21 protein-coding genes and 1 tRNA gene are annotated in these 13548 nt (G+C 44.3%); 12 read left to right on the forward strand and 10 right to left on the reverse strand.

The features are described 5' to 3' along the window. Nucleotides 1–5 precede the first annotated feature (5 nt). Nucleotides 6–80 (forward strand) — tRNA-Ile (locus ASULF_RS06405). A 2-nt stretch (nt 81–82) separates the two neighbouring features. Here the strand turns inward: ASULF_RS06405 and ASULF_RS06410 are convergent. After that, the gene (locus ASULF_RS06410; RefSeq protein ID WP_015590890.1) at nt 83–850 is read right to left on the reverse strand and encodes a MarR family winged helix-turn-helix transcriptional regulator; all 768 of its coding nucleotides are present in this window, start codon (nt 848–850) and stop codon (nt 83–85) included. Between the two features lie 55 nt (nt 851–905). Between ASULF_RS06410 and ASULF_RS06415 the strand changes: the two genes are divergently transcribed. Continuing rightward, nucleotides 906–1145 (forward strand): hypothetical protein, encoded by a 240-nt coding sequence (locus ASULF_RS06415; protein ID WP_015590891.1) that lies wholly within the window; start codon nt 906–908, stop codon nt 1143–1145. A 143-nt stretch (nt 1146–1288) separates the two neighbouring features. On the opposite strand, the gene ASULF_RS06420 is transcribed toward ASULF_RS06415, so the two are convergent. Then, nucleotides 1289–1531: a hypothetical protein gene (locus ASULF_RS06420; RefSeq protein WP_015590892.1), complete on the reverse strand. Its 243-nt coding sequence runs from the start codon at nt 1529–1531 to the stop codon at nt 1289–1291. 519 nt (nt 1532–2050) lie between these two features. Here ASULF_RS06420 and ASULF_RS06425 point away from each other — a divergent pair. The 4 genes from ASULF_RS06425 to ASULF_RS06440 are packed head-to-tail and all read left to right on the forward strand — an operon-like array spanning nt 2051 to nt 4698. Beyond that, nucleotides 2051–2542, forward strand: coding sequence for a hypothetical protein (locus ASULF_RS06425; protein ID WP_015590893.1), 492 nt, complete (start codon nt 2051–2053; stop codon nt 2540–2542). Between the two features lie 3 nt (nt 2543–2545). Beyond that, a complete protein-coding gene (locus tag ASULF_RS06430) occupies nt 2546–2851 on the forward strand; it encodes a hypothetical protein (RefSeq protein WP_015590894.1) in 306 nt (101 codons plus the stop codon). Then, the gene (locus tag ASULF_RS06435) at nt 2826–3275 is read left to right on the forward strand and encodes a hypothetical protein (RefSeq protein ID WP_048098148.1); all 450 of its coding nucleotides are present in this window, start codon (nt 2826–2828) and stop codon (nt 3273–3275) included. The genes ASULF_RS06430 and ASULF_RS06435 overlap by 26 nt, the downstream gene beginning before the upstream one ends. Continuing rightward, on the forward strand, nt 3262–4698 hold the full coding sequence (locus ASULF_RS06440) for a type B DNA-directed DNA polymerase (protein WP_048098149.1): 1437 nt from the start codon (nt 3262–3264) through the stop codon (nt 4696–4698). Before ASULF_RS06435 ends, ASULF_RS06440 begins: the two co-directional genes overlap by 14 nt. Here the strand turns inward: ASULF_RS06440 and ASULF_RS06445 are convergent. Genes ASULF_RS06445 through ASULF_RS06455 form a run of 4 tightly spaced genes read right to left on the reverse strand, consistent with a single transcriptional unit; the run spans nt 4673 to nt 6483 of the window. Continuing rightward, entirely contained in the window at nt 4673–5095 is a 423-nt protein-coding gene (locus ASULF_RS06445) for a type II toxin-antitoxin system VapC family toxin (protein WP_015590895.1), read from the reverse strand. The genes ASULF_RS06440 and ASULF_RS06445 overlap by 26 nt on opposite strands. After that, the gene (locus ASULF_RS06450; RefSeq protein ID WP_015590896.1) at nt 5092–5397 is read right to left on the reverse strand and encodes a hypothetical protein; all 306 of its coding nucleotides are present in this window, start codon (nt 5395–5397) and stop codon (nt 5092–5094) included. The genes ASULF_RS06445 and ASULF_RS06450 overlap by 4 nt, the downstream gene beginning before the upstream one ends. A gap of 1 nt (nt 5398) precedes the next feature. Continuing rightward, the gene (locus tag ASULF_RS11320) at nt 5399–5758 is read right to left on the reverse strand and encodes a Cdc6/Cdc18 family protein (RefSeq protein WP_015590897.1); all 360 of its coding nucleotides are present in this window, start codon (nt 5756–5758) and stop codon (nt 5399–5401) included. Next, a complete protein-coding gene (locus ASULF_RS06455) occupies nt 5710–6483 on the reverse strand; it encodes an AAA family ATPase (RefSeq protein ID WP_015590898.1) in 774 nt (257 codons plus the stop codon). The genes ASULF_RS11320 and ASULF_RS06455 overlap by 49 nt, the downstream gene beginning before the upstream one ends. A gap of 326 nt (nt 6484–6809) precedes the next feature. Here ASULF_RS06455 and ASULF_RS06460 point away from each other — a divergent pair, with 326 nt between their 5' ends. Together ASULF_RS06460 and ASULF_RS06465 are read left to right on the forward strand one after the other, a co-directional pair. Next, nucleotides 6810–7226, forward strand: a complete 417-nt coding sequence (locus tag ASULF_RS06460; protein ID WP_144060492.1) for a hypothetical protein — start codon at nt 6810–6812, stop codon at nt 7224–7226. A gap of 55 nt (nt 7227–7281) precedes the next feature. Further along, nucleotides 7282–8034: a site-specific integrase gene (locus ASULF_RS06465; RefSeq protein WP_015590900.1), complete on the forward strand. Its 753-nt coding sequence runs from the start codon at nt 7282–7284 to the stop codon at nt 8032–8034. Nucleotides 8035–8898: 864 nt separating this feature from the next. Here the strand turns inward: ASULF_RS06465 and ASULF_RS06470 are convergent. Further along, the gene (locus ASULF_RS06470; protein WP_015590902.1) at nt 8899–9099 is read right to left on the reverse strand and encodes a hypothetical protein; all 201 of its coding nucleotides are present in this window, start codon (nt 9097–9099) and stop codon (nt 8899–8901) included. 81 nt (nt 9100–9180) lie between these two features. Here ASULF_RS06470 and ASULF_RS06475 point away from each other — a divergent pair, with 81 nt between their 5' ends. From ASULF_RS06475 to ASULF_RS06485, 3 genes are all read left to right on the forward strand, one after another. After that, complete coding sequence (locus ASULF_RS06475) at nt 9181–9510, forward strand: winged helix-turn-helix transcriptional regulator (RefSeq protein WP_015590903.1); 330 nt, start codon at nt 9181–9183, stop codon at nt 9508–9510. An 82-nt stretch (nt 9511–9592) separates the two neighbouring features. Further along, complete coding sequence (locus ASULF_RS06480) at nt 9593–9916, forward strand: hypothetical protein (protein ID WP_169336393.1); 324 nt, start codon at nt 9593–9595, stop codon at nt 9914–9916. Between the two features lie 3 nt (nt 9917–9919). Next, nucleotides 9920–10354: a hypothetical protein gene (locus ASULF_RS06485; RefSeq protein WP_015590905.1), complete on the forward strand. Its 435-nt coding sequence runs from the start codon at nt 9920–9922 to the stop codon at nt 10352–10354. 136 nt (nt 10355–10490) lie between these two features. On the opposite strand, the gene ASULF_RS06490 is transcribed toward ASULF_RS06485, so the two are convergent. Beyond that, a complete protein-coding gene (locus tag ASULF_RS06490; RefSeq protein WP_015590906.1) occupies nt 10491–11138 on the reverse strand; it encodes a hypothetical protein in 648 nt (215 codons plus the stop codon). Between the two features lie 81 nt (nt 11139–11219). Between ASULF_RS06490 and ASULF_RS06495 the strand changes: the two genes are divergently transcribed. Further along, a complete protein-coding gene (locus ASULF_RS06495) occupies nt 11220–11369 on the forward strand; it encodes an AbrB/MazE/SpoVT family DNA-binding domain-containing protein (RefSeq protein ID WP_015590907.1) in 150 nt (49 codons plus the stop codon). A gap of 882 nt (nt 11370–12251) precedes the next feature. Here the strand turns inward: ASULF_RS06495 and ASULF_RS06500 are convergent. Next, nucleotides 12252–12821 (reverse strand): hypothetical protein, encoded by a 570-nt coding sequence (locus ASULF_RS06500; RefSeq protein ID WP_015590908.1) that lies wholly within the window; start codon nt 12819–12821, stop codon nt 12252–12254. 507 nt (nt 12822–13328) lie between these two features. Further along, the gene (locus ASULF_RS06505) at nt 13329–13520 is read right to left on the reverse strand and encodes a hypothetical protein (protein WP_048098152.1); all 192 of its coding nucleotides are present in this window, start codon (nt 13518–13520) and stop codon (nt 13329–13331) included. Between the last annotated feature and the right edge of the window lie 28 nt (nt 13521–13548).

Here is a 13548-nt window from a genome sequence, read left to right on the forward strand (position 1 = left end):
TTAAAGGGCCCGTAGCTTAGCCAGGTTAGAGCGTCCGGCTCATAACCGGGCGGTCGAGGGTTCAAATCCCTCCGGGCCCATACTACTTTTGGTTCAGGTCCCAGTACTTTGAGAGCCTGTATTCCTCTTTGTGCCTCTCTTTCAGTTCCATCAGCTCTTCTGGATCCATCTTCTTGAGCTTTAGCACCACCGGTCCGTAAACTGGCTGGGATGGCAGGACATCGAGTATTAGATTGCAGACGGAACAGCCTTTCTTTGAGCATATTGCCGCATCCAGTAGTCTCTGTACAGCTTTATTCTCTTCAGTCAGCACGGTTTTACTCTCTTCAGAATTGAAGAACAGACAACTCTTAAGGTCTTGTGGATTAATCCTTCTGGAATACCTCAGAAAGTAAAGGAAAAGACCCACAGCCTCAGAAAGCGGCCCTCTATTCATGGAAGGTTCGTTTGAGTGGGATACAATGTATCTGCCTATGACCTCGTTCACCCTTCTTTCCACATCTTCACCTTCTTCAGAATACATCTCATTGAGATATGCCTTCGCCAGATCCAGATACATTCCTATAGACCTGATATCGTAGCTGATAAAGTCCCTGCCAAAGGGTGTTACTTCATATATTTTCTTCCTCCTGTCTTTTGGCGAAACTTCTGACTTGATAAGTCTAATAAACTCGAAGTCCTTTATGTGCTTCGTAAGATTTTTCTGGGAGATACGGACGTACCTTGCAATATCTGCAAAATCAGCCCCTTTTATGAGGAATATGTAGAGGAAAACCTTCCTTTTTTGGGTATTTTTCAGGAGGTTCTCTATATCCTCAATCCATTTTTTGATTGGGGGGAGGTGATCCATGTCATCACAAGGTGAGTAAGATATTTATAACTAACGGGTCTAATAATTACCGGGTATGTTACATACTCGCTGGTTAGTAAAAAGGAAACTAGATGTAAGACCACTGAAGAAGTTTGCACTGAAGCTGCCAGAGGGCTTCGCGCTGAAGGAAGTTCTACTTATGGAAAGAGACGAGATTACCGCTGAGGAGGCCATTATAAAGGTGGAGATCTGGACTAGGTTGCTGGAGATGGACTTGTGGAGGATGGAGAGACCGGAGATGGAAATGCGAAGAAATATAAGGGTATTAAAGTGAATTTAAAATCGGTTTGGTACCATACATTTCCATATTCTTTTAATTATTCATTAGGGTCTCCATTTATCCAATCTCCCTATTTTAACAAATCCGGAATTTATTCTAAATCAAAAATAAACAACTCCAGAAAAGTGCCTTCTGCATTACAACCTTTTCCTCCTCAAATGCTCTATGATAACGTCAGCTTTTAACCCGTTCTCCATGCAGAACTGCATAAAGAGAGATCCAGCGTATAGACACATGGTGACCCTTGGAATAGCTAAATCTCGGTAATAGATGTGCAAATCTTTCAATCCGAATAAGGCCTTGGTAGCTTTGAAAAGCAGCTCAATCTCAGCCCTCATCTCAGCGAAATCTTCGTAATCGTTGATTGCTTGAAGAGTCATTTTAGTGGCATGGTATAAACCAGACACAATAGACGAGTTGCCGTTCTCCTTATGAGATTCCGATACTCAAATTCCTCCTTTACACTTTTATAACTCTTTTCAAGACCGCTTTTCTGAAGGCCTGTTGGTTGCCCGCATTTCTGAACGTGAGTATTGAAAAGGAACACTGCGTGAGGTTTTTACTATTTGAGAGATTATAGATTCTGGCGGGCAAAAATCAGTTATGGGGGGATATGGATTTTTGTTTGTCAGTATGAAAATTTTTATCCGGTTGTAAAATCAAAAAGATTTGCTGAGCAATCCACTAATTTTTATTCAGTGCTGAAAATATATATTTCCGCAATATCAGAACTCCCTGTAGATCTTTCTGTATCCGCAGCTCTCGCATCTTGATTTATCTGTTCGGGGGGAGACCAATCCGGTTTCGGTGAAAGTCGTTTAATTGCTGATATATACATTATTCTTTTCACTTTCACCCTGCACCCAATCCTTATCTTAACCATTACAACCAATTGTAATATGGAGCTAATCCGTGAGGGGTTCAATATTCTCATTTCCCCACCGGCAATAGCGATTGATGAGGCTATCAAAATCGCTCACACGAGCCTCTCTTCCCTCTTCATAGCCGGAAACAGGATCAGCATTCTGACGAAAATAAAGCACGGCTATGAGGTTGCAAGGGCCTTCACATCCCACCAGCTCCTAACCCTCCTTGAAAACACCCACCACCAGGCCGTCTTTGTGGAGCATGATCCATCCCTGTTCGAGAGTGAAAGAGATGCAGAGAATGTTGCTCTGGCTTTGAGGGACACAGCTGGCAGATGTGAAACTCTTGTGTACTATTCTGCATCTCATGACGAATATCTAAGAATAATCTCCAGACTTGCAAACAGGATCATTGCTGTTACAGAACACCGCCCGGGCTACGTTGCCGACATCATTGAGCTGAATACCAGAAGGGAGGTGAGAAGCTTCCTTCTCTCAGATGTTCAGCTTACCCTGGAGGTGTGAATCATGGGCAGAAGTGTTGCAAGCGTGAGGTTGCCGTTAAACGACCTGATTGCAAAAATCGAGAGGGCAAAGAGCCTGATGAAAAAGGAAGAGGTCATCTATGCGGACAGAATAATCGAGTCAATCAAGAAGAGGTATTCTGTATGCTATCTTGCCTTCGATTCTGCTGATAAGGCTGCTTTGTTTGCAGTAGCAGTTGAGCTCATGAGGCTGATCGACCATGCTGATTCTGGATGTCTTTCCTGCAAAGAAAGGAGTGAACGTGTGGCTGAAGGGGAAGAAGGTGAGGAAAAGGTACGTCAGGCATGATGATTCCGTTCTCATTCACTTTCCCGACAAACACGGGCACGCAGAGTTGGTAGAAGATCTGGAAACGAGATACAGGGTTGAGGAGGTAACATTCAGAACGATCTATGGAGAAAAAGAGGGATTCAGGGTTTACGCCCCTAAAAGAGTTGCTAAGAAGATAGAGATCCAGGCTCCAGAGGCAGAGATCTACAACGCTGACCTCAGGAGAGAGGTGGAGTATCTTGCAGCAAGAGGGCTTTCCCGCTTATCTGAACCATTTCAGGACAGATTTGATTTGAGCATTCCAGAGCTGAAAGTATTCGAATGTAAGGTCAGGTTTGATAATCCTGTAAACCCCTCTCAGCTAACCGCTATTGAGAGCAGGCAGTTCAGCGTGGAGGGGAGGGAAAAGGTTATCATTGGGGGAGTTCATGAGCTTCGTTGACTCATTCAATCCGGACATCATCCTGATGGAAAATGCAGACATAGCAGCGAGAATGATGTTCGAGAAATGCAGGGAATACGGAATCAACTTCACCCTCTCAAGAGGAAAATTCAGGTTTCTGAAGGAGAGCAGCTACTACAGCTACGGTGCGGTGAAGCACAGGAGGAGTGCGTTAATCACCGAGGGGAAGATTCTGATAGATACGGCTTCATTTGCATTCAGAGAATACGGCCTGAAAGGGATTTTGTTCACCTCAAGGCTAACAGGACTGTCAGCAAATCTTACGTCAAGATTCACTCCCAGAACATTGATCTCCAGCTATGAAGTTTACGAGGCTCTGAGGAGAGGCATAGCAGTTCCCTTCAGAAAAAGGGATGCTGAAAAGCCAAGGAGAATTGAAGAACTCAGGAGGAATGACAAAGGGGGCTTGATTCTACAGCCAGAGCCTGGTGTTTACGAGAACGTTTCCCAGATAGACTTCACTTCAATGTATCCGGCAATTATAGTGAAGTATAATTTGAGTCCGGAATCGATTGGAAACGGAAGGAAAGGCTTTCTCTCCACGATTCTTGAACCGCTGCTTGAGCTGAGAATAAAGACGAAGAGGATGAAGAAAACCAATCCTGAAGTTGCTGGAATTGATTCGGCTTTAAAGTGGATGCTGGTGACATGTTTTGGATACACGGGCTTCAAAAATGCCAAGTTCGGGAGCATTTCCGTGCATGAGAGGATTACCGGCATCGGAAGAGAAATTCTGCTTGAGAGCATCAGAATAGCTGAGGAGAGTGGTACTGAAGTCATTCACGCGATGGTTGACAGCGTGTTTGTCAGAAACTCAAACGGTGATCTCAAAGAGAGAATAGAGCGGGAAACGGGTCTGCTTGCTGAGGAAGGACAGGTACCACTGGGTTGTTTTCCTGCCGAGAAAGGATGGATTTGGAAATGCTGCCCGCTATTACGGCCTGTCGAGAGCGGTGAGATGAAGCTCAGGGGAGTGATGGCCAGAAGGCGAGACACTCCTGAGTTCATTCGGAGAGCTCAGATGGAGATGTTTTATCTGCTCAGAAATGCGAGAACACTGAATGAACTTGCTGAGCTTGAAAGCGATCTGAAGGGAATTTACCGCAGGTACATGCTAGCGATGAAGTATGCTGATCCTGAGTGGTTCTTCATTCGGAAAAGGATAAGCAGAACATCCTACTCAAAAAACTCCCTTGAAGCCTCTGCTGTCAGAGAGCTGAAGAAGCTTGGTGTGAAGCTCTTCCCCGGAATGGAGATCGAATACGTGGTTGTAGACTTTAAACGAAAGCTCGTTTCGATCAGAAATCCCGAAACAGTTGATTTTGAGTATTACAGAAAACTGCTTGAGAAAGCATATGAAGAGGTGAGTTTTGCGGTCAGAAACGCTCTCTCCTCTCTGTGAGAAACTCTTCGGGAGTCATGACCGCAATCTCGTCCTTGACTGCCTCGAAGTCCTTTATGTTCCTCGTGATGAGGACTTCCGCAGTACTGAGTGCAGAATGGAACTGTATGCAGTCCTCAAAATCGTCAATTCTTGATTCCTCGTAAGAGTTCAGGATGATCTCTTCCGTCAGCGGAACAATTCTGAATTCCCTGAGGATTCTTCTGGCGTCTTCCCTTGCCCTGTTCTCATCGGTGTATCTTGCCCTAAGAAAGTAAATTATCGGTGGTGTGAGCGCTGAAACGTAACCTTCAATTTTACCATTTCTGACGAGCTGAACGACAGCCAGACTTGCCTTCCAGCCCCTTCTCCTTTCAAGAACATCCATGAAGACGTTTACATCGAAGAAGGCGCTCATCTCAGAACCTTCTCCACCGCTTCCCTCACAATCTGCTTATCCATTTCGGGAGGGTTTGGCGGAATTGTTCCTACGAGAGCGAGAAGATCATCATCGAAGTCAATGTCGGGATACTCTTCCTTCAGCTCGCTCTTTATATCCTCAACAGATCTGTGGGTCAGCTCGAGCTCAAGCTCCTCCAGTCTTCTCTTCAGAGAGTCCATTTCTCTTTTGAGTCTGAAAATTTCTTTCCTGAGGGATTCTGTATTCTGAGCCATAACATTCTGAATATGATCCCTATCTCTTAAATATGTTTTCTGCATTTCATCCCTCCGTAAGAGCCTTCAGCATCAATTCTCTGTCATACTTCCTGAGGATGTATCTGGTCCTCCCCCTCCCCTTCTTCCCCATGACCACGTCTATCAGCCTGAGCCTTTCCAGCTTGTTGATAATCTCGTAAAACCTGGTGTAGCCCATGTTAACCTCAGCCTTCAGAATTCTGTAAATCTCTCCTGAACTGACATCCCCGTCAATGGAATATATTATCTTCAGAGCCTCTCTTTCATCCGAATTCAGGGCTGAGATGCTTTTTGCAAGGAAAACCCTGGCCCCCTCATAGACCATCTCCACATCTCTCAGTTCGATCTTCCTGCTCGCTCTTCTTTCAGCCTCAATTCCGGCCATCCTGAGCAGTAAATCCCGAACCTCAGGTCTGATGTTCTGGCTGTGAGCTCTACGATTCTCTCAAAGGCATCATCAGTTATTGCACCATCATAGAATCCCAGCCTGACCCTCTGAGCAAGAATGTCCCTTATTTCATCTTCATCGTAAAGCGGGAAGTAAATCTCGTCGGGATGAAAGACAGCTCCAGTCTTATCATCCAGCTCGATTCTCTCTGTTGTTACAAGGATGATTCCAATCCTCACGCCAAATTCCTCATGTGCTTTAAGGAGTGCGTAGAGTATCTCGTTTCCAGCATTTCTCTCCAGAAAGTTGAAGTCGTCCAAGGCAACAATGAGGGGTTTGTTTTTCTCAAGCAGTCCCTCGCAGATGAGTTCGTACATTCTTGCAATTGATATTCCCGTGTTTGGAGGGGGATAGCCGTAAACCCTCTCGAATATTCTTGAGAAAACCCTGTAGGAGGTTCTTGCCAGAGGGCATCTCACGTAAGTGATAATGGCATGATCATCAACCTCCCTGAGAATCGTTCTCAGGGTTGAGGTTTTGCCTGTTGCAGGAGAGCCGAAGAGAATTGTGTGAACTGGAGAGAGGTTCTTCAATGCAGGCCTGAGATTCATTGCAAGAGCCACCATCTGCCTCTCTCTGTGAATGAGTGTTTCTGGAACATATTCCGGGTCGAAGACAGATTCATCTCTGAACAGGGTTTCATCTCTCCAGAGGAAGTTCATTTCTCACCATCTCCATTTAGGAGTTTCTCTATTTCCATCTTGAGCATTTCTATTTCTTTCTGCATGCTCATGAAGATTTTGATGAGGTCGGATTTGGCTGAACAACATTTACATGGCTTACGATGTGACCTTATATATCCTTCAATACAAAGCAATTTAGGCAGTAAATGCAGCAAATGCAGAATTCGCAGAATTCTATTAAGCAATTGGAGGTTAATTTACCGGTAAATTCGGAACAAAGTCCCTCCCCCCGCATGAATTCTCTTGTTAAATGCACGGGAACAAAGTTTAATGGCTTAAATAGCAACGAGGGAACGAATTCTCTGATGAGAGTAGACCTGGATAAGTGGAGGGCTATCGACTACAACGAAAGGTTGAAGAAAGAGCTGAAAATTCTTGAGAGAAGCAAAATTTCGGACAGGAACAAGAACCTCATTCTGAAGTACATGAACTACAGGCTTGCTGATGGTGTAAGCGTTGCCAGAGTGCACAGAGAGATCGTCTCGCTTCGCCTGCTCTGCGAGAAGTTTGGTGTTGAGCTGGAAGAGCTCGATGAGGAGTCTCTGATAGTGCTGCTGGCAAAGATAGAAACTTACGGCTGGAAGCCAGCAACTGTCAACGAGTACGAAAGAGACCTGAGAATGCTACTGAGGATGATCGGAAAGAACGAGCTTGCTGGCAGGATACGTGTGAGGGATGTGAAGGACAACGACCTCACGAGAGAAGATCTGCTGACGGGTTGAAGAGATACTCAGGCTGATAAGTGTTGCAGTAAATCACAGGGACCCGGCCCTGATTATGTGTCACCTCGACCTGGGATGCAGGCCGGAAGAGCTGCTAACGCTGAGGGTTGGGGATTTCGAAAGAGATTCCTACGGTATAAGGGTACACATAAGGAGGAGCAAAACAACAAGAAGGAGCCCACACCTTAGCTTCAGCATACCCTATGTGGTCAGATGGCTGGAGGTGCATCCGCTGAGGGATGATCCTGATGCGCCGATGTGGCTTGACTTACATAACTTCAACAGGAGGATAGTGAAGCCCATTGACATATACGCGTACAACAGAATTCTGGACAAGCTGTTCAAGAAGGCAGGAATACAGAAAAGAAAGAGGTTCTCACCCTACAAGTTCCGCCACACGAGCATCACGATGTGGAGTGCAGTGCTGACGGAGCAGGAACTTGTCAAGAGAAGCGGTCACGTGGTCGGATCAAAGGCGTTGAGAAGGTACTCCAAGCTAGTGGACATAGACACCGACAAGAAAATTCTCAAGGAGCTCGGTCTGCTCAGCGAGGAGGAGGCTGAGCCAGAGGTCAAGAAGCTAAAACCGGTGCAGTGCAATCTTTGCGGAGAGTTCAACGAACCTCACAGGCAGAGATGCTGGAAGTGCAAGGCAGTGCTGGATCCACTCAGGCTGGCGAAAGAAGTGATAGATGAGGAGATAGTTGAGGCCGTAATCGACGAACCCATGCAGAATCAGATGAAGGAGAAGCTGAAGCAGCTGATCAGACAGATTCTCGCTGAAGAAGGACTCCTGCCTACAGTCTGATCATTCACGGTGTACGATACGAGAGGAAATGGGGGTGTCCTTCCAATCCTAGGACACCTTGAATTAAGATGTAAAACTAACACCATCTTTCAATCCTACAGTCTGATCATTCATGGTGTACGATACGAGAGGAAATATGGGGGTCAAAAAGAAACATGGGTAATCTTTTTACAGAGTGCTTGATACGAGAGGAAATGGGGGTGTCCTTCCAATCCTAGGACACCTTGAATTAAGATGTAAAACTAACACCATCTTTCAATCCTACAGTCTGATCATTCATGGTGTACGATACGAGAGGAAATATGGGGGTCAAAAAGAAACATGGGTAATCTTTTTACAGAGTGCTTGATACGAGAGGAAATGGGGGTGTCCTTCCAATCCTAGGACACCTTGAATTAAGATGTAAAACTAACACCATCTTTCAATCCTACAGTCTGATCATTCATGGAGTACGATACGAGAGGAAATATGGGGGTCAAAAAGAAACATGGGTAATCTTTTTACAGAGTGCTTGATACGAGAGGAAATGGGGGTGTCCTTCCAATCCTAGGACACCTTGAATTAAGATGTAAAACTAACACCATCTTTCAATCCTACAGTCTGATCATTCATGGTGTACGATACGAGAGGAAATATGGGGGTCAAAAAGAAACATGGGTAATCTTTTTACAGAGTGCTTGATACGAGAGGAAATGGGGGTGTCCTTCCAATCCTAGGACACCTTGAATTAAGATGTAAAACTAACACCATCTTAATTCCTAGCCCTTTCTTTCACTTTCGGGAGGATCTTCCAGACTGTCTCTTCGGATATGCCTTCCTCCTCTGCCACCTCTCGCACTGCCTGTGCGACTATTTCGTGAAAGATCACTTTACCTCCACCTCCTTTATCTTACCAACTCTTCTCGCATGTTCCAGGAATACAAAGAGTCCAGGAATCGATACGTTAAGGTGTTTGGCCGCCTGCTCCCATGTGAGACCGTTTATCTTTTTAATCAACTCATCACTGATTTCTCTCCTTCTAAAATACCGGTACACATCGTCTCCATGCTTCTTCGTCCTCACCATTCTCATCACTCCGGTAAACTTACTTTACTATAGTAAAGTAATCACCGTAATATCTAAGTCTTACCTGATGGTGTGTATATTATGCGATTGACAAATAACGATCTGAACGTCCTGGGAGCACTGAAGAATGGAGAGATGAGGTACACAGAATTGGCAGAGGAAGTCAGGATATCTCCGGCAGGCTTAACGAAAGTGCTGAAAAAACTGCAGAAAGAAGGACTCATTGAGAGGATGCAGGACAACTCAGCATACCCTCCTCCTGTGTACTACAGAATTACCGAGAAGGGCAGAAGGGTTCTGAAACAGAACGAGGCTGCAGAGTTGTTCATGAACCTCATAGAGGTGGATGAAAGGCTTGCGGATGAGATCATCGAGGAGTTCAGGAGAAGGCTCGAAGAGTTGAAGAGATGAGGCCCTTCAGGTTGAAATCCATTGAGGTAGATCCAGCAGATATGGTTGTTTATGCAAAAACAGATACGCCGAAAGCCCTGGAATGCAATCATTTGCAACAGGGATGATGAACGGAAGGTATGTTATTGGTGTCAGCAGTGTTACCTACAAGAGGGTGAGGAGTGGAGAGATTTACGAAGAGGATGAGATCAAGATTGCACATGAGGTGACTCATTACAACGAGAGAGTTATCAGCCCCGTGTACGCGACAGAAATGAAGCTCAGGTGGTTGAAACGGCTTTTTGGTGGTAGCTTAAATGCTGCAAACTTTTTTGAAGATGTATTTTCAAAAGCAGTCCTTGCAGAAATTGGGTATTCTAAAGAGAAGGTCGAGAAATGTGTGAGGGTGCCGTTATCTCCATTCTAGAAAATGCTTCAGGTCTACACCGAAACGTCTCTGCCTGTCGTTAACCCTGATGCTGCGCTGAAGCTAGAGCCACACTTAAGGATCATAACACTATTAACCGCATACAGCCTCGTGGATGTTTTTGCATGGCAGGTATCTGGAAAACCTGCCCAAAATCTTGTTAATGGCGAAGTGGTGGGAACGCTTCAGAAAATGCTTCAGAAGATAATGGGTCTCTCGAGTAAGCATGAAGGTATCCGTGAGTTTATAGAAGAGAGTGAGGAAGCGGTAAGAAGATTGCACGGTAAGCTGGAAACAGATAGATTTCTTGATGATCTGTTGACGGGAGTTGAAGATCCATTCATGCAGTTCAGAATTTTGATAGAAAAGAAGAGGATAAACAACATCGTTCTCAACGAATCTGATGTCATGAGCGTATTTTGTGGTGTATTTGGATAGTTGCATTGCGATTGCGGCAACGAGTCAAAAACAGAATAATTGCTCAGTGGCGAGGTATACTTGGTTTTTCACTCAATTAACTGTCAGCTGCTAAGCAAGGGCAAACAAGTCCATAATGTTAAAATTAAAAAGTTGTTTAATTTAAATTCTCTTTCTTAAGACCTTTCATTTCTGCTCTGATCCCTTCTACCAGCTTTTCGATTACTTTGTCGATATTGTTGAGAACGTCGAAAAGGTTTCTGACCGGATCTAGATTTCTCAGATTCTTGCCATTGTTATACTTACAGTCTGCAACGCAGAACCTGCAGGCGCTGTTAGGAATGATTGAACCCTCTTTAACTTCTTTAATATCTCTGAGCAGGCCCAGATATCGTTCGAGCAGGTACCTCGCAATATCGGGAGCTATTTTGGTTACATTGCCTGTCCTCATTTCGGCCACGAAAACTGGCTTTCCGGTCATGTAGGCATAAGCAGCAGATTGTATGAGCTTGACCTTGCCAGTCTTGACTTCCACGATTGCAACAGGTACATTCTCACGCTTTATCCTTATATCCACGACCCCGTTTTTCAGGGTAATCTCAGCTTCAGCTTCAATTCCCACCTTTCTCAGCCTTGCCAGGATTATTGAAACTGCCAGGTTGTGGATTTCCTCGTAAATCTGCGATGGTTTCGAGTTATCTCGTTTGTACTTCGGACATATTTTTCTCACCAGGTTGTCAAGCCTGCTCGGGTTGCACACCTTCAACAGCCTGTCTATTTCAACATGTCTAACACGTACTTCCATACCTCATCACTCCTTACAAGTATTACATTTCTTACTTGTATTGGTAAAGTATTTAAGCTTTTCCTTACTTGTAATACTGGTATGGAAGAGAAGATACTTGGGTTGAGCAGCGTTACTCAGAAGTACCAGGTAACTCTGACAAAGGACGTCAGAGATGTTCTGGGAGTAAAACCTGGAGATAAGGTTGTATTTGTGCAAAAAGGTGATGCAGTTATTGTGAAAAAGGCGTGATAATGTAAGTTACAGGTTAGGTAGATTTTTTTATCGATCACTCTTCAAAGTTGACAGTATGGTGCATTCATGTATGTTTTAACCTGATGTTCTTAAGTTTCTTAGATCAGTTCTCACCTGCAAAATAAGGTCTATGTAATCAAATGAGGTGTAGGTTGTTTGAGTTAGATTACTCAATGATACAGAGTAACCTCGGGATGTGAAAACCCTTCTGTATCATCAAATGAAACGAATCAACTTGCTCATGGAGATACATAAACTTGTATACACAAACTTGTATACAATAAACTGTACGGAAACCACAACTTCCTCCATACTCCTTCTTTTTTAAAAAGGTGAGGGAGCTGGAGTTGAACTGGCTAAAATAGCCATTCCTATTAATAGAGCCAGCTAACCTTACTAAAACAGCCATCTACCCGTCCGCGATCCCAGGCGGATCGGGCCCATTCCCGCATTTTGCGGGACATTTCTCCGACACCTGGCCGGATCTTACTGCCACCACCCGGGTGGCTTAAACTATAGCCCACACTTGGTGGGATACATCATACAAATTAATTCTTGTACTAACATACACATAACTTTAAAGTATTTAAAAATTTCGTCTACATACCCAACACCCTTTGTGAAGTGAAGACACAATGATGCTTTAAGTGAACCACTTAGAGGCTGTGTGTCTTCTGCCACGTTCTATAAAAAGGGAATAAGTTCTGATAATTGCTTCTCAGCGAAATCTCCCGGTCACAGTTGCGGCATTTCAGCTTCTCCTTCTCAGACCACTCAGACCATTTTCTGTCTTTCACCCTCACGACCTTATTGGATCCAGGGCAAGGTCTGGGAGGTAAACTCCAAAAGACGTGAGAAAACAAACAACGGACAAACAGTCTAAACCAGCTCAGCCACTTCTTCAATTGCAGAGTTCAGCCTGGATTCAATATCCCTCGCAAGAGCTTTCTTCTTGTTTTTGTCTGTGAAGAACCCTTCCATCTCCCTGTACTCCTCAAAGAGCTTCTTTACTTCTTCCACCGTGGTGAGGATATTTTGAAGCTTTGACCTGTTCACCCTCACGAATTCTGTTCTTTCTCCCATCGCCTGCCTCTTCAGCTCTTCAAACTCCACAAGCGCTTTCATGAGCAGTTCGGCAGTATCCGGATCCAGAGGGAGTCTGCGTTTTTTTATCTTTCTGATCCTGGCTTCAATTCTTTTCACTGTGCTGAGTGTGGGGTCAGCAGCCTCAATCTCACGTGCCAGCTGGATGATGTCGTTTTTAAGAGCGAGTTGATTTGCAGTCGTGGTGTCGTGTACGGGTTTGCCCTTCTCAATCCTTCCAAGAATATCAAGCAAGTACTCTGACACCAGATGTGATATTGATTTACCGGTAGCCCGCCTGATTAAACCGGCTTTGTCAACGACTCTTTCATCGATGTAAAGTGACATCTTCCTGCTTTGCGCCATCAAAACTAATGAGATCCAACATCAGATAAATTTTTGGTCACATTACGTATAGATTACGTATAATTCCGCAAAACTAACTCCGAGTATATCGCTTCTATGAAGCAATACAACCATAATAACAGGTGTACACAATAGAGAAATTAGGACACGGAATATTTCCTACGCTAGCGCTTCTATGAAAATTATATTGCTTGTTTGAATGTGGTTAAAGAAATGCGCAATCAAAATACTGAGAGACATTTTAATATTTTCACGCTGAACAGCTTAATAAAATTTTATTTTAAAATTGGTAGCCTCGCATCGGATTTCGTGTTTTCCAACAACACCCAAAATCCAATAAGTAAAAATATATATTAGACTTTTATTGAGATATGCCCAAAATATTGATTTTGGAATTCTGACGGTTGTTCTCAAATATTTTCGGTAAATAGCCGATCAGACAAAAATATCTCTCAAATGGACTGAAACTGTTGCTTCTGGACATGGTTTGGAGCGACGTGCTGCCTTCTAACCCATATACTTCGTAGGTATGCGTGCTCCATTTACGGATTTAAGGTCAGAGAATAGTTGGTAAAGCGTGAGGAGCTGTTTCCGGGCTTCTTTACCCCTTGAAAAGAAAGCCTCAGAATTTTTATTTTCACATGAAATATTTACGAGAGGGGAGATTGCGGTTGCCGCCATTTCGAAAGCATTTCCCATGCTTGCTGCTGCCTATTTTTGGTGACGG

Origin of the sequence: Archaeoglobus sulfaticallidus PM70-1, assembly GCF_000385565.1 — an archaeon.
In the GTDB taxonomy this organism is placed as follows: domain Archaea; phylum Halobacteriota; class Archaeoglobi; order Archaeoglobales; family Archaeoglobaceae; genus Archaeoglobus_A; species Archaeoglobus_A sulfaticallidus.